26 protein-coding genes are annotated in these 24035 nt (G+C 71.3%); 16 read left to right on the top strand and 10 right to left on the bottom strand.

Annotated features, from left to right (window positions below; translation table 11 throughout):
• Positions 1-158: 158 nt before the first annotated feature.
• Positions 159-1451 (bottom strand): acetyl-CoA C-acetyltransferase, encoded by a 1293-nt coding sequence (locus ABD691_RS29945; RefSeq protein WP_344685449.1) that lies wholly within the window; start codon positions 1449-1451, stop codon positions 159-161.
• A gap of 154 nt (positions 1452-1605) precedes the next feature.
• Between ABD691_RS29945 and ABD691_RS29940 the strand changes: the two genes are divergently transcribed.
• Together ABD691_RS29940 and ABD691_RS29935 are read left to right on the top strand one after the other, a co-directional pair.
• Positions 1606-2943, top strand: a complete 1338-nt coding sequence (locus ABD691_RS29940; protein WP_344685447.1) for a 3-oxoacyl-ACP reductase — start codon at positions 1606-1608, stop codon at positions 2941-2943.
• Position 2944: 1 nt separating this feature from the next.
• Positions 2945-3766, top strand: a complete 822-nt coding sequence (locus tag ABD691_RS29935; RefSeq protein ID WP_344685445.1) for a MaoC/PaaZ C-terminal domain-containing protein — start codon at positions 2945-2947, stop codon at positions 3764-3766.
• A gap of 18 nt (positions 3767-3784) precedes the next feature.
• Here ABD691_RS29935 and ABD691_RS29930 read toward each other — a convergent pair whose 3' ends face one another.
• Positions 3785-4432: a TetR/AcrR family transcriptional regulator gene (locus ABD691_RS29930; RefSeq protein WP_344685471.1), complete on the bottom strand. Its 648-nt coding sequence runs from the start codon at positions 4430-4432 to the stop codon at positions 3785-3787.
• Positions 4433-4925: 493 nt separating this feature from the next.
• Between ABD691_RS29930 and ABD691_RS29925 the strand changes: the two genes are divergently transcribed.
• Together ABD691_RS29925 and ABD691_RS29920 are read left to right on the top strand one after the other, a co-directional pair.
• Positions 4926-5186, top strand: coding sequence for a hypothetical protein (locus ABD691_RS29925; protein ID WP_344685443.1), 261 nt, complete (start codon positions 4926-4928; stop codon positions 5184-5186).
• Positions 5187-5241: 55 nt separating this feature from the next.
• On the top strand, positions 5242-5706 hold the full coding sequence (locus ABD691_RS29920; RefSeq protein ID WP_344685441.1) for a pyridoxamine 5'-phosphate oxidase family protein: 465 nt from the start codon (positions 5242-5244) through the stop codon (positions 5704-5706).
• Position 5707: 1 nt separating this feature from the next.
• Here the strand turns inward: ABD691_RS29920 and ABD691_RS29915 are convergent, their stop codons facing one another.
• The 3 genes from ABD691_RS29915 to ABD691_RS29905 all read right to left on the bottom strand — a co-directional run bounded on the left by ABD691_RS29915 (position 5708) and on the right by ABD691_RS29905 (position 7409).
• Positions 5708-6226, bottom strand: a complete 519-nt coding sequence (locus ABD691_RS29915; protein ID WP_344685439.1) for a TetR/AcrR family transcriptional regulator C-terminal ligand-binding domain-containing protein — start codon at positions 6224-6226, stop codon at positions 5708-5710.
• A 191-nt stretch (positions 6227-6417) separates the two neighbouring features.
• The gene (locus tag ABD691_RS29910) at positions 6418-7083 is read right to left on the bottom strand and encodes a permease prefix domain 1-containing protein (protein ID WP_344685437.1); all 666 of its coding nucleotides are present in this window, start codon (positions 7081-7083) and stop codon (positions 6418-6420) included.
• On the bottom strand, positions 7080-7409 hold the full coding sequence (locus tag ABD691_RS29905; RefSeq protein WP_344685435.1) for a helix-turn-helix transcriptional regulator: 330 nt from the start codon (positions 7407-7409) through the stop codon (positions 7080-7082). The genes ABD691_RS29910 and ABD691_RS29905 overlap by 4 nt, the downstream gene beginning before the upstream one ends.
• Before the next feature lie 77 nt (positions 7410-7486).
• On the opposite strand from ABD691_RS29905, the gene ABD691_RS29900 reads away from it, so the two are divergent.
• Positions 7487-7933 (top strand): DUF2269 family protein, encoded by a 447-nt coding sequence (locus tag ABD691_RS29900; RefSeq protein WP_344685433.1) that lies wholly within the window; start codon positions 7487-7489, stop codon positions 7931-7933.
• A 5-nt stretch (positions 7934-7938) separates the two neighbouring features.
• Positions 7939-8229, top strand: coding sequence for a DUF3817 domain-containing protein (locus ABD691_RS29895; protein WP_344685431.1), 291 nt, complete (start codon positions 7939-7941; stop codon positions 8227-8229).
• Between the two features lie 14 nt (positions 8230-8243).
• Here ABD691_RS29895 and ABD691_RS29890 read toward each other — a convergent pair whose 3' ends face one another.
• From ABD691_RS29890 to pdhA, 3 genes are read right to left on the bottom strand one after another with little or no spacing between them, the layout of a single operon-like run.
• The gene (locus tag ABD691_RS29890; RefSeq protein WP_344685429.1) at positions 8244-9542 is read right to left on the bottom strand and encodes a dihydrolipoamide acetyltransferase family protein; all 1299 of its coding nucleotides are present in this window, start codon (positions 9540-9542) and stop codon (positions 8244-8246) included.
• A gap of 11 nt (positions 9543-9553) precedes the next feature.
• A complete protein-coding gene (locus ABD691_RS29885) occupies positions 9554-10573 on the bottom strand; it encodes an alpha-ketoacid dehydrogenase subunit beta (RefSeq protein WP_344685427.1) in 1020 nt (339 codons plus the stop codon).
• The gene (pdhA, locus tag ABD691_RS29880) at positions 10573-11787 is read right to left on the bottom strand and encodes a pyruvate dehydrogenase (acetyl-transferring) E1 component subunit alpha (protein ID WP_344685424.1); all 1215 of its coding nucleotides are present in this window, start codon (positions 11785-11787) and stop codon (positions 10573-10575) included. The genes ABD691_RS29885 and pdhA overlap by 1 nt, the downstream gene beginning before the upstream one ends.
• Before the next feature lie 341 nt (positions 11788-12128).
• On the opposite strand from pdhA, the gene ABD691_RS29875 reads away from it, so the two are divergent.
• The 5 genes from ABD691_RS29875 (at position 12129) to ABD691_RS29855 (ending at position 16475) form a co-directional block, all read left to right on the top strand.
• Positions 12129-12776 (top strand): GOLPH3/VPS74 family protein, encoded by a 648-nt coding sequence (locus ABD691_RS29875; RefSeq protein WP_344685422.1) that lies wholly within the window; start codon positions 12129-12131, stop codon positions 12774-12776.
• A 2-nt stretch (positions 12777-12778) separates the two neighbouring features.
• Positions 12779-13408, top strand: a complete 630-nt coding sequence (locus ABD691_RS29870; RefSeq protein ID WP_344685420.1) for a GOLPH3/VPS74 family protein — start codon at positions 12779-12781, stop codon at positions 13406-13408.
• A 45-nt stretch (positions 13409-13453) separates the two neighbouring features.
• The gene (locus tag ABD691_RS29865) at positions 13454-14878 is read left to right on the top strand and encodes a M20/M25/M40 family metallo-hydrolase (protein WP_425565190.1); all 1425 of its coding nucleotides are present in this window, start codon (positions 13454-13456) and stop codon (positions 14876-14878) included.
• Positions 14879-15009: 131 nt separating this feature from the next.
• Entirely contained in the window at positions 15010-15828 is an 819-nt protein-coding gene (locus ABD691_RS29860) for an ABC transporter ATP-binding protein (protein ID WP_344685416.1), read from the top strand.
• Positions 15825-16475, top strand: a complete 651-nt coding sequence (locus tag ABD691_RS29855) for a hypothetical protein (RefSeq protein WP_344685415.1) — start codon at positions 15825-15827, stop codon at positions 16473-16475. The genes ABD691_RS29860 and ABD691_RS29855 overlap by 4 nt, the downstream gene beginning before the upstream one ends.
• On the opposite strand, the gene ABD691_RS29850 is transcribed toward ABD691_RS29855, so the two are convergent.
• Entirely contained in the window at positions 16472-16648 is a 177-nt protein-coding gene (locus ABD691_RS29850) for a PspC domain-containing protein (RefSeq protein WP_344685412.1), read from the bottom strand. The genes ABD691_RS29855 and ABD691_RS29850 overlap by 4 nt on opposite strands.
• Before the next feature lie 112 nt (positions 16649-16760).
• The gene (locus ABD691_RS29845) at positions 16761-17552 is read right to left on the bottom strand and encodes an endonuclease/exonuclease/phosphatase family protein (RefSeq protein ID WP_344685411.1); all 792 of its coding nucleotides are present in this window, start codon (positions 17550-17552) and stop codon (positions 16761-16763) included.
• A gap of 439 nt (positions 17553-17991) precedes the next feature.
• Here ABD691_RS29845 and ABD691_RS29840 point away from each other — a divergent pair, with 439 nt between their 5' ends.
• From ABD691_RS29840 to ABD691_RS29820, 5 genes are all read left to right on the top strand, one after another.
• Positions 17992-18807 (top strand): ABC transporter substrate-binding protein, encoded by an 816-nt coding sequence (locus ABD691_RS29840; RefSeq protein ID WP_344685409.1) that lies wholly within the window; start codon positions 17992-17994, stop codon positions 18805-18807.
• Positions 18808-18945: 138 nt separating this feature from the next.
• Positions 18946-19776: an amino acid ABC transporter permease gene (locus ABD691_RS29835; protein WP_344685408.1), complete on the top strand. Its 831-nt coding sequence runs from the start codon at positions 18946-18948 to the stop codon at positions 19774-19776.
• A gap of 20 nt (positions 19777-19796) precedes the next feature.
• Positions 19797-20552, top strand: coding sequence for an amino acid ABC transporter ATP-binding protein (locus tag ABD691_RS29830; protein WP_344685469.1), 756 nt, complete (start codon positions 19797-19799; stop codon positions 20550-20552).
• Positions 20553-20785: 233 nt separating this feature from the next.
• Positions 20786-23062, top strand: a complete 2277-nt coding sequence (locus ABD691_RS29825) for an oxidoreductase (protein WP_344685406.1) — start codon at positions 20786-20788, stop codon at positions 23060-23062.
• A gap of 124 nt (positions 23063-23186) precedes the next feature.
• Positions 23187-24035, top strand: an 849-nt coding sequence (locus ABD691_RS29820; protein ID WP_344685404.1) for an SGNH/GDSL hydrolase family protein, incomplete at its 3' end; no start/stop codon positions are given.

Below are 24035 nucleotides of genomic sequence, written 5' to 3'. Positions count from 1 at the left end.
CGGGCGCTGGACCTGGCGCCGGAGGCGGTCGGGGTCAGCGCCGCGTGCACGGCGACGTGGTCGCTCGAATAGCGGTCAGCGTTCGACCGGTGGGCGCCCGATCAGCGGGCAGTGCCTGATCGGGCGCGTCCGGATCAGCGGGTCGGGGACCCGAGCGGTCAGCGTTCGACGATGGCCGTGACGCCCTGGCCGCCCGCGGCGCAGACGGAGATCAGGCCGCGGCCCGAACCGCGCTCGGCCAGCAACTTCGCCAGCGTCGCGACGATCCGGCCGCCGGTCGCGGCGAACGGGTGGCCCGCCGCCAGCGACGAGCCGTTGACGTTGAGCTTGTCCGGGTCGATCTCGCCCAGCGGGCTGTCCAGGCCCAGCCGCTGCTTGCAGAACTCCGGGTCCTGCCACGCCTTCAAGGTCGCCAGGACCTGCGAGGCGAACGCCTCGTGCACCTCGTAGAAGTCGAAGTCGCCCAGGCCGACGCCGTTGCGGGCTAGCAGCTTCGGCACCGCGTAGGCCGGGGCCATCAGCAGGCCCTCGTCCCCGCTGACGTGGTCCACGCCCGCCGCGACGAAGTCGCTGAGGTAGGCCAGCACCGGCAGCCGCCGCTCGGCCGCCCACTCCTCGCTGGCCAGCAGCACGGTCGACGCGCCGTCGGACAGCGGGGTCGAGTTGCCCGCCGTCATCGTCGCCCCCTCGCCCCGGCCGAACACCGGCTTGAGCTTGGCCAGCTTCTCCGCCGAGCTGTCCGGGCGCAGGTTCTGGTCGCGGGACAGGCCCTGGAACGAGGTGATCAGGTCGTCGAAGAACCCGCGGTCGTAGGCGGCGGCCAGCCGCTGGTGGCTGCGGGCGGCCAGCTCGTCCTGGTCGGCGCGGTCGATCTGCCAGGCCAGCGCGGTCTTCGCCGCGTGCTCGCCCATCGACAGGCCGGTGCGCGGCTCGGCGTTGCGCGGGATGTCCGGGACGACGTGCTGCGGCCGGACCCCGGTCAGCGCCTTGAGCCGGGCGGCCGGCGTCTTGGCGTTGTTGGCCCGCATCAGGATCCGGCGCAGATCGTCGTTGAGGCCGATCGGCGCGTCGCTGGCGGTGTCGACACCACCGGCGATGCCGGACTCCAGCTGGCCGAGCGCGATCTTGTTCGCGACCGAGATGACCGATTCGAGCCCGGTGGCGCAGGCCATCTGCACGTCGTGCGCGGGTGTGCGGGGGTCCAGCCGGGAACCGAGGACCGTCTCCCGCGCGAGGTTGAAGTCGCGGCTGTGCTTGAGGACGGCGCCCGCGACGAACTCGCCGACCTGCTCGCCCTGGAGCCCGAAGCGGGCGACCAGCCCGTCCAGCGCGGCGGTGAGCATGTCCTGGTTGGAGGCCCGGGCGTACGGGCCGCCGGAGCGCGCGAACGGGATCCGGTTGCCGCCGACCACTGCGACCCGGCGAACGCTGGAGGACTTGTGAGCGATCATGGTTTTTCCGTTCATGAGTCCGACCGGGTGCGGGTGTCCCGCCTGACGCTGGAGGACATACCCGACTCCCTCACTGGTGCTGGCTGTCTCTGCAATCTAACCTACTGGCGAGTAGCTTGTGTGTCGAGCCATCCTTTTCTCGCGGGAGTTTCGTATGTCCGACCGGTACCAGCAGTTCACCTCGTCGCCGTTGGGGCGCCAGGTAGCCAAGCGGCTCGGCCTGCCGATGCCGACGCCGTTGCAGCGCTACCAGCCGGGAGACCCGGTGGTCACGGGCCCGGTGCTCACCGGGTCCGCCGCCCGCTCCCGCCTCGGCGCGGCGCTGTCGGCGACCCTCAAGGACGTGCACGCCCAGGTGCACGAGTCGCCCATCGCAGGCGCCCGCTACAGCGCGCTCGTGTTCGACGCGACCGGCGTCGCCGCGAGCACCGACCTGCGCCAGCTCTACGAGTTCTTCTCATCCGCCATCCGCCAGGTCGACCGCTGCGGCCGGGTGGTCGTGCTGGCCGCGCCGCCGGAGGAGGCCGCGGGCCGGCACGAGCGCGTCGCCCGTCGCGCGCTGGAGGGCTTCACCCGCAGCGTCGGCAAGGAGCTCCGGCGCGGCGCGACCGTGCAGCTGGTCTACGTCTCGCAGGGCGCGGAGTCCGGACTCGACTCGACGCTGCGGTTCCTGCTGTCGAGCAAGTCCGCCTACGTCTCGGCCCAGGTCGTGCGGATCGGCACCGCCGAGGTGCCCGACGTCGACTGGGCCAAGCCGCTCAAGGACAAGGTCGCGCTGGTCACGGGCGCTTCGCGGGGCATCGGCGAGGCGATCGCCGAGACCCTGGCCAGGGACGGCGCGCACGTGGTGTGCCTGGACGTGGCCGCGCAGGGCGGTGACCTGAGCCGGGTGGCCAACCGGATCGGCGGGTCGGCGCTGCAGCTGGACATCACCGCCGACGACGCGCCGAAGCGGATCCTGGACCACTTCGCCGAGCGGCACGGCGGCATCGACGTCGTCGTGCACAACGCGGGCATCACCCGGGACAAGACCCTCGCCCGGATGACCGAGGCGCAGTGGGACTCGGTGATCGCGGTCAACCTGACCTCGCAGGAGCGGATCAACGACGCCCTGCTCGCCGAGGGCTCGCCGCTGCGGCCCGGCGGCCGGATCATCGGCGTCGCCTCGATCAGCGGCATCGCGGGCAACGTCGGCCAGACCAACTACGCCACCTCCAAGGCGGGCGTGATCGGGCTGGTCCAGGGCACCGCGCCGCTGGCGGCCGAGCGCGGCGCCACCATCAACGCGGTGGCGCCCGGGTTCATCGAGACCAAGATGACCGCGGCGGTGCCGGTGTTCATCCGCGAGGCGGGGCGGCGGATGAACAGCCTGTCGCAGGGCGGCCTGCCGGTCGACGTCGCCGAGACCATCGCCTGGTTCGCCAACCCGGCCTCGGCCGGGGTCAACGGCAACGTGGTGCGGGTCTGCGGCCAGAGCCTGCTGGGAGCCTGACATGCCGGAACTGACCAGCGCACCGAACCTGTCGTCGCTGTACCTCAGGGCCGTCGTGTCCGGGCCGTCGCGGAGCGGGTCGACGCTGCCCGACACCGAGTACGTGCGGCGCGGCATCGCGATCGACCGCGACCACCTCGCCGAGTACGACCTGGTCTGCGGGTTCGGGCTGCGCGACGAGCTGCCGATGACCTACCCGCACGTGCTGTCCTTCGGCATGTCGGTGCAGTTGATGACCGACCCCGGTTTCCCGTTCCCGCTGGTCGGGCTCGTGCACGTGGCGAACTCCATCGAGCAGCGGCGGGCCCTGCGGGTCACCGACGAGCTGACCCAGCGGGTCCGGGTGACCGGCCTGCGCCCGCACCCGAAGGGCAGGCAGTTCGACGTCGTCACCGAGACCAGCGTCGACGACGAGGTGGTGTGGACCGAGGTCAGCACCTACCTGCGGCGGGGCAAGCCCGACGAGTCGGCGCCCAGGCAGGAGATCGACGGGCTCGACGCGGGTGAGCCGACCGCGAGCTGGCGGCTCGGCGGCGACCTGGGCAGGCGCTACGCGGCGGTCTCCGGCGACCGCAACCCGATCCACCTGCACCCGCTGACCGCGAAGGCGTTCGGGTTCCCCCGGGCGATCGCGCACGGCATGTGGTCGAAGGCCCGGTGCCTGGCCGCGTTCGAGGGGCGGTTGCCGGAGGCGTGCCGGGTGGACGTGGAGTTCCGCAAGCCGGTGCTGCTGCCCTCGACCGCGTACTTCACCGAGCGCGGGCGGGACTTCGCCCTGCACTCCAGGTCCGGCAAGCCGCACCTGTTCGGCCGGATCAGCTGAGCGCGCCGCGGCTGGGAGTCACTCCGGCTTCCAGTCGCGGCCCTCGACCAGGTCGCCGAAGCCCATCCAGACCAGGTTCATCAGCCGCATCGCCATCCCGTCGGCGGTGTGTCCCGGGTTCTCGATCCACCAGTCGACCAGCGACTCGCCCGCCCCGACCAGGGCCGCCGCGAACGGCTGCATCTGCTCGGGCTGCATGGGCTGGTCGGACGCGGCGGTGGCGCGGGCGAGCAGGACCGAGATCAGCTCCATCGCCTGCCTGCGCCACTCGGCGAGCTCGCCGGAGAACGGCTCGCCCTGCGCGAGCGCCTGCCGGTGCAGCACCGCCCAGCTCGACCGGTGCTCCTGGGTGTACTCGAAGAACGAGCGCAGCCCGCGCCAGAGCTGCTGGTCCGCCCGCAGGTCCTCGCCGACGGCACCGCGGATGGCCTCCAGCAGGCGGTCCGCCTCGCGCCGGATGCACGCGACGAACAGCTCCTCCTTGGAGCCGAGGTAGGCGTAGATCATCGGTTTCGAGATGCCCGCGGTCTCGGAGATCTCGTCCATCGACGCCGGGTGGAAGCCCTGCGCGGCGAAGACGTCCACCGCCGCGTCGAGGATCTGCCGCTCCCGCACCGAACGGGGTAGCCGCTTGGTCCGGGGGCGGGTCTGCTCGTCGGCCTGCATCTCACCTCTCACGCTGCTGCGGTCCTGCCAGGTTAGAGCAGGGGCGATCATCACCGAACCTTCTCCATGAACCTACTCGTGCGTAGCCTTACTCGCAGTAGCCAAGGAGGCGTGGGGTGGAGGCGCCGTGAGAAGGCGACGCTTAAGGCCTGACGGCGGTACCGGGAAGCTGAAAGTGGCGCTCGCCACGGTGTGGAATTGCACAATCGGTGAACATGTTGAACCCGTAAGAGGCAGGATTTCGTGGGCTTCAGGCCCGGACGGGTGGGCACTAAGACCAACACGCTCACCCAAACAGGTGAAAAACTGCCGCGGACGCGACACTGTCGTCGTCAGCGCGCGTCTCATCGGCGCGATCGGCCAAGCGTGGAGCCGACCGTGCCGCGCGCCTCCTGCGGGGAGGAGGTGCACCGAGCGCGGACGGGCCGCGTGGGCGATCGTCGTCCAGGCGGTGCCGAGCACGGCTTCGAGAGCGAAACGGGAGGGCGAAGCGGTGAACACGACCCACGACCCGGAGACTCCGATCTTCGGAGAACTGAACAGGGAACTCGGCGAACTGCCCGAGATCGACGTGCACGAGTTCGACAAGCACGCATTCGACTTCCTCCGCGAGGCGGAGGCGGAGAGCTTCGAGAAGACGGCGAGCTTCGAGAACAAGGCGGGCTCGGACAAGGCCGAGGCGGCCGTGACGCCCGTCAAGGACGCCAAGCCGAGCGCCAAGAAGGGCGGCGGCAGGCGCCGCAAGGAGGACTGACGGTCCCGCCGGGTTCGTACTGACACTGTCGGTGACCGGTGCGAACCTGGCGGTCATGACCTGGCAGCAGTTCGCCGCCGACGCGCCGCAGTTCGCGGTCGAGATCCGGCGGCAGTTCACGGCGAGCCGCCACCACGTGCTCGCCACGCTCCGGCGCGACGGCTCCCCGAGGGTCAGCGCCGTCGAGCTCCACTGGAGCGATGACCAGCTCGAACTCTGGTCCATGCCGGGTTCGCGCAAGGCGCTGGACCTGCGCGCCGACGGGCGCTTCGCGGTGCACGCCCGGCCCGGCGCCACCTCGGCGGCCGATCCGGACGTGAAGTTGTCCGGGGTGGCGACCGAGGTCACCGACCCCGGCGAGCGCCGCCGCTGGATCGAGCGGGCGGCGCCCGCGAGCACCGAATCCCACCTCTTCCGGGTCGACCTGACCGAGGTCGTGACGACCGCGGTCGACGGGGACCACCTGCTGATCAAGCTCTGGCGGCCCGCGCGCGGCGTGGTCGCCTTCCGCCGGTACTAGCTCAGCTCCGGTAGGTGGTGTGCCTGAGCACCGCGATGAAGTAGTCGCCCATCTCCTGCGCCGTGCTGCTGTCGGGAAACGTCGTGAGCACGGTCGCGATCGCGCCGCTGAGGATGTGGCGGATGATCTCCAGGTCGGTCTCCGGCGGGAGGTGCCCCTTCTCGCGCGACTCTTCCAGCACGGTCCGGATCGCCCGGTTCCGCGGCTCGATGCTGACCTCGCCGTAGGCCGCTGCCAGGTCGGGGTGGTCGGGGTTTCGCATGAGCGGGGCGAAGAAGGCGACCATGTCGCTGCTCGCCTGCTGCAGCTCCTCCGCGGTGGCCGAGGCGCTGACGCCGGTCTCGACGGCGCGCTGGAACTCGCCGCGGGTCGCCTGCGGAACGCCGAGCAGCTCGCAGATCAGCGTCGACGGCACCGGCAGCGCCAGCGACCCGACCAGGTCGACCGGCGGGCCGGACCGCTGCATCCGGTCCAGGCAGTCCCGCGTGACCTCGGCGATCCGGGCCTCCAGCCGCTGCATCCGGCGGGGGGTGAACTGGCCGGTACCGCGGCGTAGCCGGTGGCCAGCCAGCCGAGGTGCCCGTCGGCGAAGGTCATCGGGCGCAGCGGGCGTTCGTCCGGAGCCGGTCGAAGACTCCGGCGGGTCGAACGGATTGAGCCTGGCGATGCGGTCCTGAATGGTGAACACGCGCTGGACCGGGAGGGCGCAGCTCAGGACAGCTGTGCGCACTCCCGGCAGGCTCGGGCCGACGAACCGACCTTGACGTGGGACACCATGACGAGCGTGCCGATCACCGGAACCAGGAGCCAGTTCCCGGTCGACGCGGACGCCACGGCCAGGGCGAGCGCGCTGACCCCGAGCGCGGCGCTCGCGCTCGTCGCGGTCCAGGCCATCACCAGCGGCAGCCGGTGCGGGGTCGGGAGCAGCCTGCCGAGCGGGCCGGTCACGGCCAGTGCCACCGCCGCGAACACCGCGGCGACGGCCACCGCGCCGCCGAGGTGCATCGCGAGCACGCCGGTGATCCGGAGCGCGATGCCGCCTTGGTCGTAGGGCGCGACGGCGTTGGTCAGCTGGCGGCAGCCGACCAGGACGGCCCCGGTCAGCGCGACCAGCGCGGCGGTCCGCCTGACCTGGGCCAGCGTGAGTTCCCGCTGGAAGACCGGCCGCAGCTCGTCCACCGCGCCGAAGTCGCGCACCGCCTGGGCGGCGGCGCGGTCCGCGGGCACGCCGTGCTCGGTGAGGGCCGCCGCTGCGTCGGTCAGGCCGTCGTGCGCCTCCCGTACCATGCGGGCCTTCTCCTTCGCCGGCCCGTGCAGCGCGGCCGACAGCGCGGCGACGTGGCTGTCGATAGCGGTCGTTTGGCTGATGGCGGTCACGTGGCGGTTCCCGGTGCGAGGGCGGAGCTGATCGCGGTGGTGAACTCGTGCCACGAGCTGCGCTCGGCGGCGAGCGCGCGCCGTCCCGCGTCGGTCAGCTCGTAGCACCGGCGCCGCCGTTCGCCGATCGACTCCCAGCTGCTCCGCAGCAGCCCGGTCCGCTCCAGGCGGTTCAGCGCCGGATAGGTCGTCCCGGTGCGCAGTTCGAGCACGCCTCCGCTGCGCTGCTGCACGGCCGTGATGATCGCGTAGCCGTGCTTGGGCCCCGGCTCCAGCGCTGCCAGCAGCAGCGCGTCGAGGTGGCCGCGCACCGGATCTCCCTTCACGGCGCGAATCCTACCCATCCGCTATCTAGGCGTGCTATGCATTGGTAGCCAACATATTTGCGCGGAAGGGGTTCGCGGTGACCAAGCTGCTGCTGTCGGTGCACGTCCTCGCGGCGATCCTGGCGATCGGTCCGATCGCCGTCGCCGCCTCCCTGTTCCCCCGCTGCTTCCGGAGCACGGGCGAGGACGGCATGAACCGGGGAACCGCGGTGTTCCTGCACCGCATCTGCCGCGTCTACGCGGTCGTCGGCGTGGTCGTCCCGGTCTTCGGCGTCGCCACCGGGGCCCAGATGGGCGTGCTCACCGACGCATGGCTGCTCGTGTCGGTGGTGCTGACCGTGATCGCGGCGGGCCTGCTGAGCTTCGGAATCCTGCCGACCCAGCGCCGCATGCTCGACGCGGCAGAAGAGGCCGCACGCCGCGCGGTGGCCCGGCTCGCCGGGTTCACCGGGCTGTTCAACCTGCTGTGGGCGGCCGTGGTGGTGCTGATGATCGTGCGCCCCGGATCCACGACGGGAGCGTGACCGGCATGCGCGCGTTGCGGATCGCGTCGGTCGTCGAGCTGGCTTCCCTGGTGGTCCTGCTGGCGAACCTGTTCACCGTGCACGTGGAGGAGATCTCGACGCTCGTCGGGCCGCTGCACGGCACGGCCTACCTCGCGGTCATGGCGATCTCGTTCCTGATCCCGGCGAGCGCCGCCGCGCGCTGGCGCACCGCGATCCCGGGGATCGGCGGCCTGCTCGCTGTGCGGAAGTTGCGAGGAGGTCCGCCACCGCAGCGCGGCGGCGGACCGGATCCTCGTCGGGTGCCGGATCCTTAGTCGGTGCCAGATCCTCAGTAAGTGATGGCCATGCTCGGCTCGGCGAGCAGCGCCCCGACGTCGGCGAGGAACTGCGAACCCTGCTGGCCGTCGACCACCCGGTGGTCGAAGCTCAACGCCAGCTGGCACACCTTGCGCGGCACGACCTGGCCGTTGACGACCCACGGCATGTCCCGGATCGCGCCGAACGCCAGGATCGCGACCTCGCCGGGGTTGAGGATCGGCGTGCCGGTGTCGACGCCGAACACCCCGACGTTGGTGATCGTGATCGTCCCGTTGGTCATGTCCGCAGGCGCCGTCCGGCCTTCGCGGGCGGTCGTGGTCAGGGCGTCCAGGGCCTCGGCCAGCTCCCGCAGCGACATCCGGTCGGCGTCGCGGACCTTCGGGACCACCAGGCCCCTCGGCGTCGCCGCGGCGATGCCAAGGTGGATGTAGTCCTTGTAGACGATCTCGCCCGCGGCCTCGTCCCAGGACGCGTTGACGTCCGGCGTGCGGCGGGCCGCCAGGCACACCGCCTTCGCCGCGAACGCCAACGGCGTGACCTTGACGTCCCGGAACTCCGGATGCGACTTCAGCCGCTCCCGCAGCTCCATCATCGGCGTGACGTCGACGGTCAGGAACTCCGTGACGTGCGGCGCGGTGAAGGCGCTGTCGACCATGGCCTGCGCGGTCGCCTTGCGCACGCCCTTGATCGGCACCCGGCGCTCCCGCGCGCCCGCGACGGGAGCGGGGGCGGCCGGAGCGGCAGCCGCCTGCACGTCGTCGCGGGTGATCACACCGCCCTCACCGGACCCGGTGATGCCGTGCAGGTCCACGCCCAGGTCCTTGGCCAGCTTGCGCACCGGCGGCTTCGCCAGCGGCACGAACCCGCCCGCGGTCGCCGGTTCCGGCGCGGGAGCCGGCTCGGGCACCACCGGCTCCACCGGAGCGGGCGCCGCGACGGCCGCGCCCTTGCGCGGGCGCCGCTTCGACGCGCCGGTCCGTGGCCCGTACCCGACGAGCGTGGCGACCCGGCCGTTGGACTCCCCGGCCTCACCGGCCGCAGCCGCCTCGGCGGCGGTGCCGGACGGGTCCAGGTCGATCGAGATGATCGGCGTGCCGACCTCCACGGTCTGCCCGGACTCGGCGAGCAGCTCGGTCACCCTGCCCGCGAACGGGCAGGGCAGCTCGACCGAAGCCTTCGCGGTCTCGATCTCGACGATGATCTGGTTGACCGTCACCTCGTCCCCGGGCTTGACCTTCCAGTCCAGGATCTCCGCCTCGGTCAGCCCCTCGCCGACGTCGGGCAGCGGGAAGTGCTTGAGTTGTGGCATCGAGCTCCCCCTCAGAAGGCCAGCGAACGGTCGACGGCGTCGAGCACCCGGTCCAGGTCGGGCAGGAAGCCCTCCTCCAGCTTGCTGGGCGGGTACGGGGCGTCGAAGCCCGTCGTGCGCAGCACCGGCGCCTCCAGCGAGTAGAAGCACTCCTGCTGCACCCGGGTCGCGATCTCCGAGCTGACCGAAGCCTCCGGCGGCGCCTCGCTGGCCACCACCAGCCGCCCGGTGCGCCGCACCGACTCGAACACCGGCTCCAGATCCAGCGGGGAGAGGGTGCGCAGGTCGATGACCTCCAGGTCGTGCCCGTCCTCCTCGGCGGCCGCGGCCGCCTCCAGGCAGGTGCGCACCAGCGGACCGTAGGTGGCCAGCGTCAGCGACGTGCCCGGCCGCACCACCCGCGAGGCGAACAGCGGGTGCGGGGTGGCCGTCGGGTCCAGCTCGGCCTTCTCGTAGTAGCGCCGCTTCGGCTCGAAGAACAGCACCGGGTCGTCGCACTCGATGGCCTGCTGGAGCATCCAGTAGGCGTCGACCGCGTTCGAGCAGGACACCACCTTCAGCCCGGCGATGTGCGCGAACAGCGCCTCCGGCGACTCCGAGTGGTGCTCGACGGCGCCGATGCCGCCGCCGAAGGGCACCCGGATGACCACCGGCATCTTCAGCCTGCCCTGGCTGCGGAAGTGCAGCTTGGCCAGCTGCGAGACGATCTGGTCGAAGCCGGGGAAGATGAAGCCGTCGAACTGGATCTCGCACACCGGCCGGTAGCCGCGGATGGCCAGGCCGATCGCGGTGCCGATGATCCCGGACTCGGCCAGCGGGGTGTCCAGCACCCGGTGCTCGCCGAAGTCCTTCTGCAGGCCGTCGGTGACCCGGAAGACGCCGCCGAGCTTGCCGACGTCCTCGCCCATCACGATGACCTTCGGGTCCCGTTCCATGGCCGACCGCATGCCCAGGTTGAGCCCCTTGGCGATGGTCACCGTCTGGGTGGCCCCGGCGGTTGCGGTCGGGCGTTCGAGCGCGGGCGCGGCCATCAGCGCACACCTCCAGCCGTCGTTTCGTCGGCGAATCCCGCCAGGTAGCGCAGGTACTCCTCCTCCTGCGCGGCCAGCTGCTCGGTCGGTTCGGCGTAGACCTGGGAGAACATCCGCCGCGGCGGCGGTTCGGCGAGGTTGAAGCAGTAGTCCCGGAACCGGGCGGCCAGCTCGTCGGACTCGGCCTGGACCGAGTCGAAGAAGTCCTGGTCCGCGATCTGCTCGCGCACCAGGTGCACCCGCAGCCGCTCGATCGGGTCCTTGAGCTTCCACGCCTCCAGCTCGTCGGCCAGCCGGTAGCGGGTGGCGTCGTCGGAGGTGGTGTGCGCGTCCATCCGGTAGGTGAACGCCTCCACCAGCACCGGTCCGTTGCCGTGCCTGCACTCGTCCAGCGCCCACTTCGACACCGCGAGGCTGGCCAGCACGTCGTTGCCGTCGACCCGGATGCCGGGGAAGCCGTAGCCGGAGGCCCGCTGGTACAGCGGCACCCGGCTCTGCCGTTCGGTCGGCTCGGAGATCGCCCACTGGTTGTTCTGGCAGAAGAACACCAGCGGCGCGTCGTAGACCGCGGCCCACACCATCGCCTCGTGCACGTCGCCCTGGCTGGTGGCGCCGTCGCCGAAGAAGACCATGGTGGCCTCGCCGTCGTCGTCGCCGAGGCGGCCTTCGAAGCGCTGGCCCATCGCGTAGCCCGCGGCGTTGAGGCACTGGTTGCCGATGACGATCGTGTACAGGTGGAACTTCGTCTCGATCGGGTCCCAGCTGCCGTGGTCGGTGCCCCGGAAGATGCCCAGGATCTCGGTCGGGTCCAGGCCCCGGCACCAGGCCACGCCGTGCTCGCGGTAGCTCGGGAAGGCCATGTCCTGCGGTTTCAGCGCGCGACCGGCGCCGATCTGGGCGGCTTCCTGGCCCAGCAGCGGGACCCAGATGCCCAGCTGGCCCTGGCGCTGGAGCGCGTTGCCCTCCCGGTCGAACCGGCGGACCAGCACCATGTCCCGGTACATGTCGCGCAGTTGTGCGTCGGTGATGTCGATGTCGAAGTCCGGGTGCGAGACCCGCTGGCCCTCTGGCGTGAGGAGCTGTACGAGGTCAGCTCCGCCTTCGCTTGTCGCCCGCAAACCGGCGATCACCTGCTCCCGTGTGGGTTTCGCTGCGGTGGCGGCAGGGGGACCGGTCTCGGTGGGTTCTTCTCGCGTCCATCGTTCCGGGGACATGTGGATCTCCTCGTCTCACGCCGACCCGGCCGCTTGTGACGGCCTGGCCCGGCTGCTCGGGCCGGGCCCGGGTGGACGTGGGTGGTCGCCCGAGGCTCGGCCAAGCGTTGGACCGCTCCCCGTAATCCTGGCACGAAAACCGTTGAACCAGTGAGCCCTGCCACAGCGGCCGGCCCCCATCGGAACGACCGCCGGAACCCAACCTAGGACGCCGTCGATCTCGGTGAATCCGCAGGTCATCAAAGCAATGGAGGTCCGACTAACGAGGTTGGGACCATCGCGGTCCGGACGAGTTCGCAAAATCGCCAGTCCCCGGCGCCGCCTGCGGCCACACTGGGGGGATGAGCGAGACGGCGCTGACCCTGCCGGAGCAGTTCGTGCTCCTGCTCTACAAGGACAACGGAAGCTACCGCGCGATGGCCGACCACACCGGCGCCGCCGAGCTGGGCGAGCTCGTGCTGCGCGGCCGGGTCGAGCTGGTGGGCAAGAAGATCCGGCTGGTCGACTCCTCCGCCACCGGGACCGGCTGGGTGGACGAGGTCACCGCGTGGCTGAAGGACAGGTCCGGTCCGAAGGAGAAGCCGGTCGACGCGCCGCGCTTCATCCAGCGGCGCAAGTCGCGCAAGACCCACGTCGCGACCCTGGTCGAGCGCGGTGTGCTCCGCGAGGAGAAGAAGACCTTCCTCGGCTTCATCCCCGGCGACAAGCACTACCCGGACCACGCGACCAGGCAGGCCCTGCTCGACGAGCTGCACCGGGTCGCCCGCGAGGAGCGCGAACCCGACGAGCGGCTCGCGCTGCTCGCCGCGCTGGTCCACGCCACCGGGCTGTCCGGTCCGCTGGGCTTCGACCGCGCCGAGCGCAAGCGGCTCAAGCAGATCAGCAAGGGCGAGAACCTGGGCAAGGCGGTGGAGGCGGTGATCGCGTCGACCGTGGCGGTGCTCGGCGCGGCAGCGGCGGCCGGGGCCGCGAGCTCCGGAGGGGGCTGACGGTGGAGCTCGATCTGGTCTCCGAGCTGGCTCTGGCCGGCCGCACCGAGGACGGGCGCGGGCACACCGGATCTGCCCTCGCCGTGGCCGCCGGGGAACTCGCGGAGCTGTCCATGCGGGGCAGGCTCGCGATCGACTTCCGGCACGCGACCGTCGCCGACCCGAACCCGACCGGGCACCCCGACCTGGACCAGGTCCTCGGCTGGCTGCTCGCCCACGGCAGGCCGATGCGCCTGCACCGGTGCCTGAACGGACGCGCCCAGCACTACGGCTGGATGCTGAACCGCCTGGCAGGCGCGGGGCTGTTCGCGGTGGACAGCAAGAAGGTCATGGGCATGTTCCCCACCCACCGCTACGTGCCGCTCCAGACCGCGCGCAACGTTGCGCTGAACCGGTTGTGGGAGCTGCTGCGCGGCCACCGCGAAGCGGACCGGCGCACCATCGCGTTCGGCGGAATCCTGTGGGGCACCGGGCTCGCGCGGGAGCTCATCCCGTACAAGGACGACCTCCGGCTGTTGCGCCGCTTCGCCGAGCACGACCCGCTCGGCCGAGCGGCCGCCTCGATCATCGCGTCCAACCAGGCCGCCGCCTCCGTCGCCGCCACCACCACGGTCACCGCGACGGCGTTCTGACCAGTACTGGTCGACGGGGGCTTCCGCGCGGTGGGCGGGCATATCATCGCGGTCGTGGATCACGCAGCTGTCAAGCAGACCGTGGACGAGGTGTGGGGCTCGTCGATCGTGCCCAGCCTCTCCGAGCTGATCAGGGTTCCGGCCCTCTCACCCGCGTTCGACGAGGACTGGGCGAACTCCGGTCACCTCGACGCGGCCGTCGCGCACGTCCGGGACTGGATCGCCGCCCGCGACATCGAAGGCGCCGAGCTGGAAGTCGTCCGGTTGCCGGGGCGGACCCCGCTGCTGCTGGTGGACGTCCCGGCCGACGGGGGCGCGGCGGACGAGACCGTCCTGCTCTACGGCCACCTCGACAAGCAGCCGCCGGTCGGCGGCTGGTCGGAGGGCCTGGGGCCGTGGACGCCGGTGGTCCGGGACGGCAGGCTCTACGGCCGCGGCTCCGCCGACGACGGGTACGCCGGGTACGCCGCCATCACCGCGATCGAGGCGGTCCGCGCGAACGGCGGCGCGCACTCGCGCTGCGTGGTGCTGCTGGAGACCGGCGAGGAGTCCGGCAGCCCGGACCTGCCCGCGTACCTGGAGCACCTGGCCGACAAGCTCGGCGCGGTGTCGCTGGTGGTGTGCCTGGACTCGGGCGGCGGCGACTACGAGCGGCTGTGGCTGACCACCTCGCTGCGCGGCATGGCCGGGCTCGACATCAAGGTCCAGGTCCTGGACGCCGGGCAGCACTCCGGGATCGTCAGCGGCATCGTGCCCAGCACGTTCCGGATCCTGCGCCGGCTGCTCGACCGGGTGGAGGACTCCGCGACCGGCGAGATCCTGCTTCCCGAGCTCAACGCCGAGATCCCGGCGAACCGGGCCGCCGAGACCCGCGCGGCCGTCGAGGCGGTGCCGGGCATGGTCCGCGCCGCGGCGGCGCTTTCCGAGGGCGTCCGCCCGGTCACCGACGACGAGGTGGAGCTGGCGCTCAACAGCACCTGGCGGCCCACGCTGTCGGTGATCGGCGCCGACGGCCTCCCGCTGCCCGCCGACGCGGGCAACGTGCTGCGCCCGCACACGACGCTGTCGCTGAGCTTCCGGCTCCCGCCGACCGCCGACGCCGTGGCCGCGCAGCACGCGGTGGAGAAGGCGCTGACCACCGACGTCCCGTACGGGGCGAAGGTGACGATCGAGAACGCCGAGGCGGGACCGGGCTGGAACGCGCCGGACACCGCGCCCTGGCTGGGAGCGGCGCTCGACGCGGTCAGCGACGACGTCTTCGGCAACGGCTGGCGGACGATGGGCCTGGGCGGCTCGATCCCGTTCATGGGCCTGCTGCACAGCGTCTACCCGGACGCGCAGTTCGTGGTCACCGGCGCGCTCGGCCCGGACAGCAACGCCCACGTCCCGGACGAGTCGTTGCAGTTGGAGTACGCAGCCAAGGTCACGACCGCAGTGGCGGTGATCCTCGACGCGCACGCGCGGAAATGAGGGTTCTCGGCTCACCTTGCTTGGCGGTGCCGGTTGCTGGGGTGGGCTAAGCGGCTGCGCCGCTTGAGGACGATGGTCGGGTTGGCAATGTTTTGGGCCTATGGCTGGGAAACCGTGGCTAGTGTGGCGCTGTGGAGTCCACTTCGCTGCTTCGGCTGCACGGGGTCACCAAGCGCCACGGCTCGGGTGAGGCGGTGCTGCGCGGCATCGACCTCACCATCGATTCCGGGCAGGTGACCGGGATCCTCGGCGCCAACGGCGCCGGGAAGTCGACGTTGCTGCGGGTGCTGGCCGGGCTGTCCCGGCCTTCGGGCGGGACGATCACCGGGCACCCGGCCACCGCGTACGTGCCGGACCGGTTCCCCGCGCGCCAGCGCATGAGCGCCCGCGCGTACCTGTGCCACATGGGCCGGGTCCGGGGCATGCGGTCCGCCGACGCTCGGGCGCGGGCCGAGTACTGGCTGGTCCGGTTCGACCTGGCAGGCGGGCCGTCGACGCCGCTGCGCGAGCTGTCGAAGGGCAACGCGCAGAAGGTCGGGATCGCGCAGGCGCTGCTGTCGCGCCCCGACCTGCTGGTGCTCGACGAACCCTGGTCGGGGCTGGACGTGGCCGCGCGCGGCATCCTGACGGACGTGATCGACGAAATCCGCGCCGAAGGCACCGCCGTGGTGTTCACCGACCACCGCCCCGCGCTCGTGCGGTCGCTGTCCACGACCGCGCACAAGCTGGTCGGCGGCAGGCTGCTCAGCCTCGGCGGCGCCGAGCCGACCACCAGGATCGTGCTGACCGGCGGGCCCGCCACGGACTGGTCCACGCGCGACGGTGTCGTCGAGTCCCACGCGGACGACCAGGAGACCGTGCTGACCGTGCGGGTCTCCGAGCGCGAGCCGGTGCTGCTGGCCGCCATCCGCGGGGGCTGGTCGGTGCTGGCCGTGGAGCAGGCGCGATGACCGCGCTCGTCCGCTACCAGCTGTCCATGCTCGCCCACTCGCAGCGCTACCTCGCGCCGCTGCTGCCGTACCTGGGCCTGACCGCGGTCATGCACCAGGACGGCCGGGCCCCCGCGCTGCCGTCGTTCGCGGTGACCGCCGGTGCGCTGCTGGTCGTCGCGGCCTGGCTGACGGTGGTGCTGGTCGGGGTCGAGGACCCGGTGCAGCGGATGGTGACCCGCTCGCACGCCGGCTCGGTGCACCGGCTGGTCGCCGGGGTGGTCACCGCCGTGCTGCTGACCGCGACCGCGCTCGGCGCGGTGTCGGTCCTGTGGGCGGAGCTGACGCACGGGTTCCGGCTGCCGGGACCGGTGGTGGCGGTCGGCCTGCTCGCGCACGTCGTGTGCGGGGCAGTCGGGATCGCCATCGCCCTGCCGTGCTCGCAGCTGCTCGTCCCCGGCGTCGGTTTCACCGTCGTCCTGGTCGCGGTGCTGTCCGCCGCGGTGCTGCTGGCGAAGTGGATCCCGCTGGTGTTCCCGCTGCTGGCGGCCATGACGTCCGGCTCGCCGGGGCCGCTGCTGGTGGGCTGGTCGGGCCTGGCCGGGGCGCTGGTGCTCACCGCCAGCACCGCGCTGACCGCCCGCGCGTTCGCCCGCAGGGTCGGTTAGCTCTTCGGGATCAGGATCCAGAGCAGCACGTAGATCAGGATCTGCGGGCCGGGCAGCGCGCAGGACAGGACGAACAGGAAGCGCACGAGTCCGCGGGAGATGCCGAAGCGGTCGGCCAGGCCCGCGCACACACCGGCGATCCACTTGCCCTGCTGAGGTCGTGTGAGTTGCATGCCCCCATGGTCGGCCCGCGCGGCGCTCCATGCCTCCTGGCAGGACCCGGGTTCGCGGCTCCGGGACCACCTAGGGATGGCGCCCCTGCTCGGAGCAGGGGCGCCGGGGTGCTCAGCGGACCGTCTCGACCAGGAAGCCGGGGTGGTCGGTGCCCTCGACGGGCAGGTTCTCGGACCGCTCGAAGGTGAACGCGTTGGTCGCGAGCACGTGCTGCATGGTGCCGTCGCCCTTGCTGTACCAGCCGTCGGGCACGCACGCGCGGACGTCGGGGTTGCCGCCCTCGGCCAGGTTGAGGTCGCCGCCGACGACGGTCGACGCACCGAAGCCGGTGGCCGCCTGCGCCAGCTCGCCGCACTGCTCGGAAGCGACCTTGCCGTTCGTCGACAGGTATCCGGTGCACGCGGCGAAGTTCGAGAACGGGGCGCACAGCATCACCCGCGCCTCCTTCCCGCCGTCCTGCGCCGTGAACTGGCGCTCGATCTTGCCCTCGCCGATCGCACCGTGGTCGGGGTGCGCGAGGACGGCGACCCCGTAGTCGCCCCGGCCTTCCGAGCAGGGCTGGGGCGCCCCGGTCACCTTGCTGCCGATCGGCGTGAACTCCCCCTGGTACCCGGTCTCGTGGGTGATCCGGGTGATGTCGGGGGCGCAGATCTCGTTGAGCGTGACCACGTCCGGGCGGCGCTGCTGGATCGCCTCGATCGCGGAGTCGACCGACCGGCCCGCCGAGTAGCAGTTCGCGAACCCGCCGTTGCAGAGGTTGAGCTGGAGCACGTCGAACGAAGCCGCCTTCGGCGCCTGCTGGGCACTGGCCTGCGGCGCGAACGCGGTCACGAACGCGGCCAGCGCGGCTGCCGTCCAGAGCGCCGCTGACCGCCGCCGTCCTGCTGTGACGGCACGCATCATCCTTACCTCCTCCGTGGTTGTCGCTTGCGGTACCGCCCGATCCGCGAGCGGTCCACCGTGAGTCTTGTCACGGGGTATGTCCGGCTCCACCGCCATCTGGCCTAGCTCGGCTCGATGCCGTTCGGCGCCGCAAGATCACACGAACGCGCGTGCCATACACGGAGAGTGATCATTTGCAGGAAAGGAAGCTTCCTGTTGACCAGTGGGGTGCGTCACATGAAACTGAGGGTCACCATCGACAGCGAAGCAACAACCACCACGAAGGCGGGTGGTCCGCGCAAGATGTTTTGCCTGCGAGCAGGCTGCCCGCAGGTTTGCGGCCCGGGCTCCCCGGTCTCCGCCGAAAGTTGACCGATCCGCAACACGAATGTCTGGGATTGCGCCCAATCGAGTGGCACGATGCCTGAACTCGTGTTCCTCACCTACTAGGAGTGACACCGTGGCGCGTCGGACGACGAAACGAGCGGCTGCCCTGCTGCCCGCCCTGGCCCTGGCCGCGATCGCGCTGGCCGGCTGCGCGGAATCCACCACGAGCGGCGGCGGCACCGCAGCGGGCGGCGTCTCGCTGGTCAAGGACGGCACCCTGACCACCTGCACGCACATGGACTACAAGCCGTTCCAGTTCCACGACCAGGGCAAGATCGTCGGCTTCGACGTGGAGCTGGTCGACCTGATCGCCCGCGACCTGGGCGTCAAGCAGGAGATCAAGGACACGCCGTTCGAGGGCATCCAGTCCGGCGAGCAGCTCAACACCCGCGCCTGCGACGTCGCCGCCGCGGCCATGAGCATCACCCCGGCGCGGGAGCAGAACTTCGACTTCTCGGACCCGTACTTCGAGGCCACCCAGGCCCTGCTGACCAAGAAGGGCTCCGGCCTCAACAGCCTGGAGGCGCTGCGCGGCAAGAAGCTCGGCGTGCAGCTGTCCACGACCGGCGAGACCTACGCGAACGAGAACAAGGACGCCAACGGCTACGAGGTCGTCCAGTTCGAGGACCTGCCGCTGTCGGTGACCGCCGTGCAGACCGGCCAGGTCGACGCCGCGATCAACGACAACAGCGTGCTCGGCGACTTCATCAAGAACAACCCGGAGGTGGAGATCACCACCGAGTTCGTCACCGGTGACCAGTACGGCATCGGCGTGGCGACCGGCAACACCGCGCTTCGCGACGCGGTCAACCAGTCGCTGAAGAAGATGAAGGAGAACGGCGAGTACGACGCGATCTACCAGAAGTGGTTCGGCAAGTTGCCGCAGTGACCCGGCCTGCCACTGGCCGATCTGCCTCGGGACGCGGTGACGCGGTGGCCCGGTGACCGATGGCCCAGTGACTGATGGCCCAGCCAGCCAGGGGCCGGCGGCGGGACCGCCGGCCCCGATCGCTGACCAGGAGATTCGATGACAACCCAAACCGAGCGCCCGGCCAGGACCGGCCTGGGCAGGCGGCAGCGGGCCCGGCTCAACCGCGGCATCCAGTACGCCGTGCTGGTCGTGGCGATCGCGGTCGCCGCCGTGCTCGCCGACTGGGGTTCGATCGCGCGCGCGTTCTTCAACTTCGACGTCGCCGTCGCCCAGTTCCCCGGGGTGATCACCACCGCGCTGGTGAACACCGTGGTCTACACGCTGCTGGGCTTCGCCTTCGGCCTCGCGCTGGGCATCGTGCTCGCGCTGATGCGGCTCTCGCCGGTGGGGCCGTACCGGTGGATCGCCACCGCCTACATCGAGCTGTTCCGCGGGCTGCCCGCGCTGCTGGTGTTCATCGCGCTGGGCTACGGCGTGCCGATCGCCTTCCAGCTGCGGTTCGACATCTACTCGACGGTGATGCTGGCGCTGGGCCTGGTCGGCGCGGCCTACATGGCCGAGACGATCCGCGCGGGCGTGCAGGCGGTGCCGAAGGGGCAGATCGAGGCGGCCCGGTCGCTGGGCATGTCGCCGACCCGGACCATGATCACGGTGGTGATGCCGCAGGCGTTCCGGATCATCCTGCCGCCGCTGACCAACGAGCTGATCCTGCTGACCAAGGACTCCTCGCTGGTCTACCTGCTCGGCCTGGCCAGCGGTGAGTACGAGCTGGCCAAGTTCGGCCGCAACGCGCTCAACGAGTTCGCGTCGCTGACCCCGCTGCTGGTCGCGGGCCTGTGCTACCTGATCATCACCATCCCGCTGTCGCGGGTGTCGAACCTGCTGGAGCGCAGGTACGGCCGCGGCCTGTCGCAGAGCACCCAGTGAGGAGTCCGGACGTGAGCACGATGATCAAGATCGCCGGGCTGTCGAAGTCGTTCGGCTCGCTGGAGGTCCTGCGGTCGGTGGACCTGGAGGTCCGGCGCGGCGAGGTGGTGTGCGTGATCGGGCCGTCCGGCTCGGGCAAGTCGACGCTGCTGCGCTGCGTGAACCTGCTGGAGGAACCGTCCGCGGGCCGGGTCGAGGTGGACGGGGTCGAGCTGACCGATCCGGACGCCGACCTGGACTCCGCGCGCAGGCACATCGGCATGGTTTTCCAGCAGTTCAACCTGTTCTCGCACCTGACCGTCGGGCAGAACCTGACGGTCGCGCAGCGCAAGGTCCTCAAGCGGCGCGGACCGGAGGCGCTGGAGGTCGCCAGGTCCAACCTGGAGCGGGTCGGGCTCGCGGACAAGATCGACGCGATGCCCTCGCAGCTGTCCGGCGGCCAGCAGCAGCGGGTGGCCATCGCGCGGGCGCTGGCGATGAACCCGCACGTGATGCTGTTCGACGAGCCGACCTCGGCGCTGGACCCGGAACTGGTCGGCGACGTGCTCGGCGTGATGCGCGGGCTCGCCGACGAGGGCATGACGATGCTGGTGGTGACCCACGAGATGCAGTTCGCCCGGGAGGTCGCCGACCGGGTGCTGTTCATGGACGGCGGCGGGATCGTCGAGCAGGGGACGCCCGCGGAGGTCATCGGCGACCCGAAGCAGGAGCGGACCCGCACCTTCCTGGCCCGCGTCCTCGACCCCACCCACGCCCGGCCCGGCGCCGAAGGCTGACCAGGCAGACGCGCGCGGGGGTCCGTCCCGGAGCCGCGGTGGTTTCACGTGGAACACCGCGGCCCGCGCGATCTTCGAACACCGCACTCCGCCACCGCACTCCGCGCGATCTTCGGCTGTCCGGTGGAAATCCCCGCGCATCGCAACTTTCCGGCCGCGCGAGGCGTCACATTGTCAGGGGTAGCTGATCGACTACCGTCCGTGTGAGCCGTCGTCGTGCGTTGGAGCGTGAAGTGCCGGGCAGGCCGTGGGACAACAATGGACCGCTGACCGCGGCGGAGCAGCGCTTCGACGAGCTGCTCCGGCAGGGCCGGTCCGAGGTCCGCCGGGTCGACGAGTCGGTGCGGACGCTGGACGTGCACGCCGAGGAGTTCGCGCGGGAGCGGGAGATCCGGGGCGAGTACCTCAGCCGCAGGCTGGTCGACTCGCTGGAGGAGGGCGGCTGGCGGCCGTTCGCCAAGCGCAACGCCCAGCAGCTGGTGATCCCGATCGAGAACGCGGTGATCACCGGCCAGGTCGACCTGCGCGCCGCGGAGCTGCCGTACCTGCTGGAGTTCGTGCACTGCCGCTTCGAGCACGCGCCGGACCTGCGGCAGACCACCCTGGCCGGGCTGGTGCTGTGGCACTGCCGGTTCCCCGGCCTCAACGCCCGCAACCTGACCGTCGCCAACGACACGGTCCTGCGCAACTGCACCAGCGTCGGCGGCATCGTGGACCTGGCCGACGCCGAGCTCGCGGGCTCCCTGGTGCTCAACGACAGCGAGCTGCGCAACCCGGGCGCCCGCGCCGTCTACGGCGACCGGCTGTCGGTCAGCGGCGCGCTGCTGGGCATCCGGCTCCAGGTCGCGGGCGAGATCCGGATCCCGGGCGCGAAGGTCGGCGGCAACCTGACGCTGTCCGGCGGCGCGCTGCGCAACCGGGGCCGCTACGCCATAAACGCCACCGGCGTGCAGATCGGCGGTTCGCTGCGGCTCGACGTCGACCCGCTGACCCGCAGGCCGTTCACGGTGGCGGGCAAGGTTTTCATGCCCAGCGCGCACATCTCGGGCGACCTGCGGATGCGCGACTCGATCCTCGAACCGGGCGTGAGCCCGCCGCGCCGCGGCGAGTCCAAGCACGACGACCCGACCAGCACGCTGATCGCCGACCGCAGCGAGATCCGCGGCGACGTGCAGATCGACCAGGGGTTCCGCAGCGGCGGCACGATCCGGATGGTCAGCGCCACCGTCGGCGGCGACCTGCGGATGGCGGGCGCCGAGATCGACCTCGGCTGGCTGCGCTCGCCGAAGGCCTCGGTGGACGAACCGCTGCGCGCGGTGCACATCGACGGCACCACGGTCCTCGGCAACCTGGAGGCGGGCAAGGTCGAGATGCACGGCCAGTTCCGCATGATCGACGTCAAGGTCGGCGGCAGCTTCCAGCTCACCGGTGCCAAGCTCGTCGGCCCGCGCACCGACGTGCTGCTGGCCAGCAGGGTGGTGGTCGGCAGCAACCTGGACGCCAAGGACGCCGACATCACCGGTTCGTTCCAGCTCCAGGGCGCGCAGGTCGGCGCGAACCTGGACCTGCGGTCGGCGCAGCTGGTCAAGCCCGCGTGGCACCGCCACCGGATGGCCTACAAGTCCTCGCTGGACCTGCGCGCGGCGCGGATCGAACGCGACCTGGTCTGCGCCGAGGGCAGCCGCAAGTTCCGCGCCGAGGGCACGGTGCAGCTGCGGCGGGCGACGATCGGCAGGCAGCTGAACTTCTGGGGCTGCGTGCTGGGCGACGGCACGTCCCGGACCGCGCTGAACGCCTTCGGCGTGGTCACCCAGGAACTGACGCTGCACCCGGACGTCGCGCCGCGCGGCCGGGTCATCCTGCGCCAGGCGCAGTGCGAACTGCTCCACGACAACGCGGAGCTGTGGGACGCCACCGGCGGCCTCGACGTCGAGGACTTCAGCTACGAGAACTTCAACCACCCCTTCGAGCTGCACGACGGGGACCGGGTCCGCGAGCGGCTGGCCTGGCTGCGCACGACCACCGGCGGCAAGTACCAGCCGGGCCCGTACGACCAGCTGGCGAACGTGTTCCGCGGCAACGGCAACGAGGAGCACGCGGTCACGGTGCTCATAGAGAAGCAGTACCGCCGCTACCAGGCGATCGCGAAGGCGACCCGACCGCTGCTGCGGTGGACGGTGCAGCTGTGGAGCTGGCTGCAGCGGATCACCGTGAGCTACGGCTACCGGCCGCTGCGCGCGCTGGCTTGGCTGCTGCTGTTCGGGGTCGTGGGCACGGTCTGGTTCACCTATCACCCGCTGGTCCCGGTCAACCAGGACGACAACCCGGTCTGGAACCCGCTGCTGTACACGGTGGACCAGCTGGTCCCGATCATCAACCTCGGCCACGACAACATGTGGCAGGCGCACGGGAACTCGCAGTGGATCACCGTCGGGCTGATCGCGGCGGGCTGGATACTGGCCACCACGGTTGCCGCCGGTATCAGCAGAGCGCTTCGCAGGGAGCGCTGACGACACCCGGCGGAAGGGTGAACTTTCCCGGCACGGCGCGGAATCCGTGCTACCTCCTAGAAGGTTCTGCCTCGGGGCGCTTCCGGGGCAGGCCGGACTTTCCGCGCTGTGCTTGGAGGTTCCCATGGGAGTTCCCCACGGCCGCCGCCTCGCCCTGTCGGGCGTAGCGGCGGCCTTGTTCCTGTCCTGTGCGCTCACGCCCGCGCAGGCAGCCGACCCCGTTGACTACGTAGCCCTCGGCGACTCGGCCGCCGCCGGACCGCTGATCCCCGGCCAGGACCCGAACCTGGCCTGCCTGCGTTCGAGCGCCAACTACCCGGGCGTGGTGGCCGGACGGATCGGCGCGAGGCTCACCGACGTCACCTGCTCCGGAGCCGAGATCAAGGACTTCACCGAGCGCCAGCACGGTTTCGTGCCGCCGCAGTTCGACGCGCTGGGCCCGGAAACCGACCTGGTCACGGTGACCATCGGCGGCAACGACGCCGATCTGGTGCAGGCGGCGGTTTCCTGCATCAACCTGCTGCCCGAACCGGTCGGCCGCTCGTGCGCGGACCGGTTCACGGCCGAGGGCGACGAGCTGGCGGAGCGGATCGACCGGGTCGCCCCGCGCTTCGCCGAAGCGCTCGCCGGGATCCGCCACCGCGCGCCGAACGCGGCGGTCGTCGTCGTCGGGTACGGGACCTACATCCGGCCCGGTGGCTGCTACCCGGTGCAGCCGATCTGGGGCCGCGACGCCGACTACGTCCAGGCCAACGTGAACCGGCTCAGCGCGATGCTGGGCGAAGAGGCCGCCGCGCAGGACGCGGGGTTCGTGGACATCGGACCGCTCAGCGAGGGCCACGACATCTGCGCGGCCCCACCGGACAAGTACTTCGAGGGCGTGGTGCCGACCTCGGCCGCGGCACCGCTGCACCCGAACGCCAACGGCATGCGCGCCTTCGGAGAAGCCGTCGTCGCCGCGGTCGGCAACTCC

It is taken from the genome of Saccharopolyspora taberi, from assembly GCF_039534165.1.
GTDB lineage: Bacteria > Actinomycetota > Actinomycetes > Mycobacteriales > Pseudonocardiaceae > Saccharopolyspora_D > Saccharopolyspora_D taberi.
Note: the sequence above shows the minus strand (reverse complement) of the source record. Positions and strands in the feature narration are given on the sequence as shown.

Bases quoted from the DNA above. Each gene is read 5' to 3' on its own strand.
- ABD691_RS29845 (WP_344685411.1), bottom strand. From the start codon at position 17,552: ATGATGCGTGCCGTCACAGCAGGACGGCGGCGGTCAGCGGCGCTCTGG.
- ABD691_RS29895 (WP_344685431.1), top strand. From the start codon at position 7,939: ATGCGCGCGTTGCGGATCGCGTCGGTCGTCGAGCTGGCTTCCCTGGTG.
- ABD691_RS29835 (WP_344685408.1), top strand. From the start codon at position 18,946: ATGACAACCCAAACCGAGCGCCCGGCCAGGACCGGCCTGGGCAGGCGG.
- ABD691_RS29935 (WP_344685445.1), top strand. From the start codon at position 2,945: ATGCCGGAACTGACCAGCGCACCGAACCTGTCGTCGCTGTACCTCAGG.
- ABD691_RS29940 (WP_344685447.1), top strand. From the start codon at position 1,606: ATGTCCGACCGGTACCAGCAGTTCACCTCGTCGCCGTTGGGGCGCCAG.
- ABD691_RS29920 (WP_344685441.1), top strand. From the start codon at position 5,242: ATGACCTGGCAGCAGTTCGCCGCCGACGCGCCGCAGTTCGCGGTCGAG.
- ABD691_RS29945 (WP_344685449.1), bottom strand. From the start codon at position 1,451: ATGATCGCTCACAAGTCCTCCAGCGTTCGCCGGGTCGCAGTGGTCGGC.
- ABD691_RS29830 (WP_344685469.1), top strand. From the start codon at position 19,797: ATGATCAAGATCGCCGGGCTGTCGAAGTCGTTCGGCTCGCTGGAGGTC.
- ABD691_RS29850 (WP_344685412.1), bottom strand. From the start codon at position 16,648: ATGCAACTCACACGACCTCAGCAGGGCAAGTGGATCGCCGGTGTGTGC.
- ABD691_RS29875 (WP_344685422.1), top strand. From the start codon at position 12,129: ATGAGCGAGACGGCGCTGACCCTGCCGGAGCAGTTCGTGCTCCTGCTC.
- ABD691_RS29890 (WP_344685429.1), bottom strand. From the start codon at position 9,542: ATGCCACAACTCAAGCACTTCCCGCTGCCCGACGTCGGCGAGGGGCTG.
- pdhA (WP_344685424.1), bottom strand. From the start codon at position 11,787: ATGTCCCCGGAACGATGGACGCGAGAAGAACCCACCGAGACCGGTCCC.
- ABD691_RS29930 (WP_344685471.1), bottom strand. From the start codon at position 4,432: ATGCAGGCCGACGAGCAGACCCGCCCCCGGACCAAGCGGCTACCCCGT.
- ABD691_RS29855 (WP_344685415.1), top strand. From the start codon at position 15,825: ATGACCGCGCTCGTCCGCTACCAGCTGTCCATGCTCGCCCACTCGCAG.
- ABD691_RS29885 (WP_344685427.1), bottom strand. From the start codon at position 10,573: ATGGCCGCGCCCGCGCTCGAACGCCCGACCGCAACCGCCGGGGCCACC.
- ABD691_RS29915 (WP_344685439.1), bottom strand. From the start codon at position 6,226: ATGCAGCGGCTGGAGGCCCGGATCGCCGAGGTCACGCGGGACTGCCTG.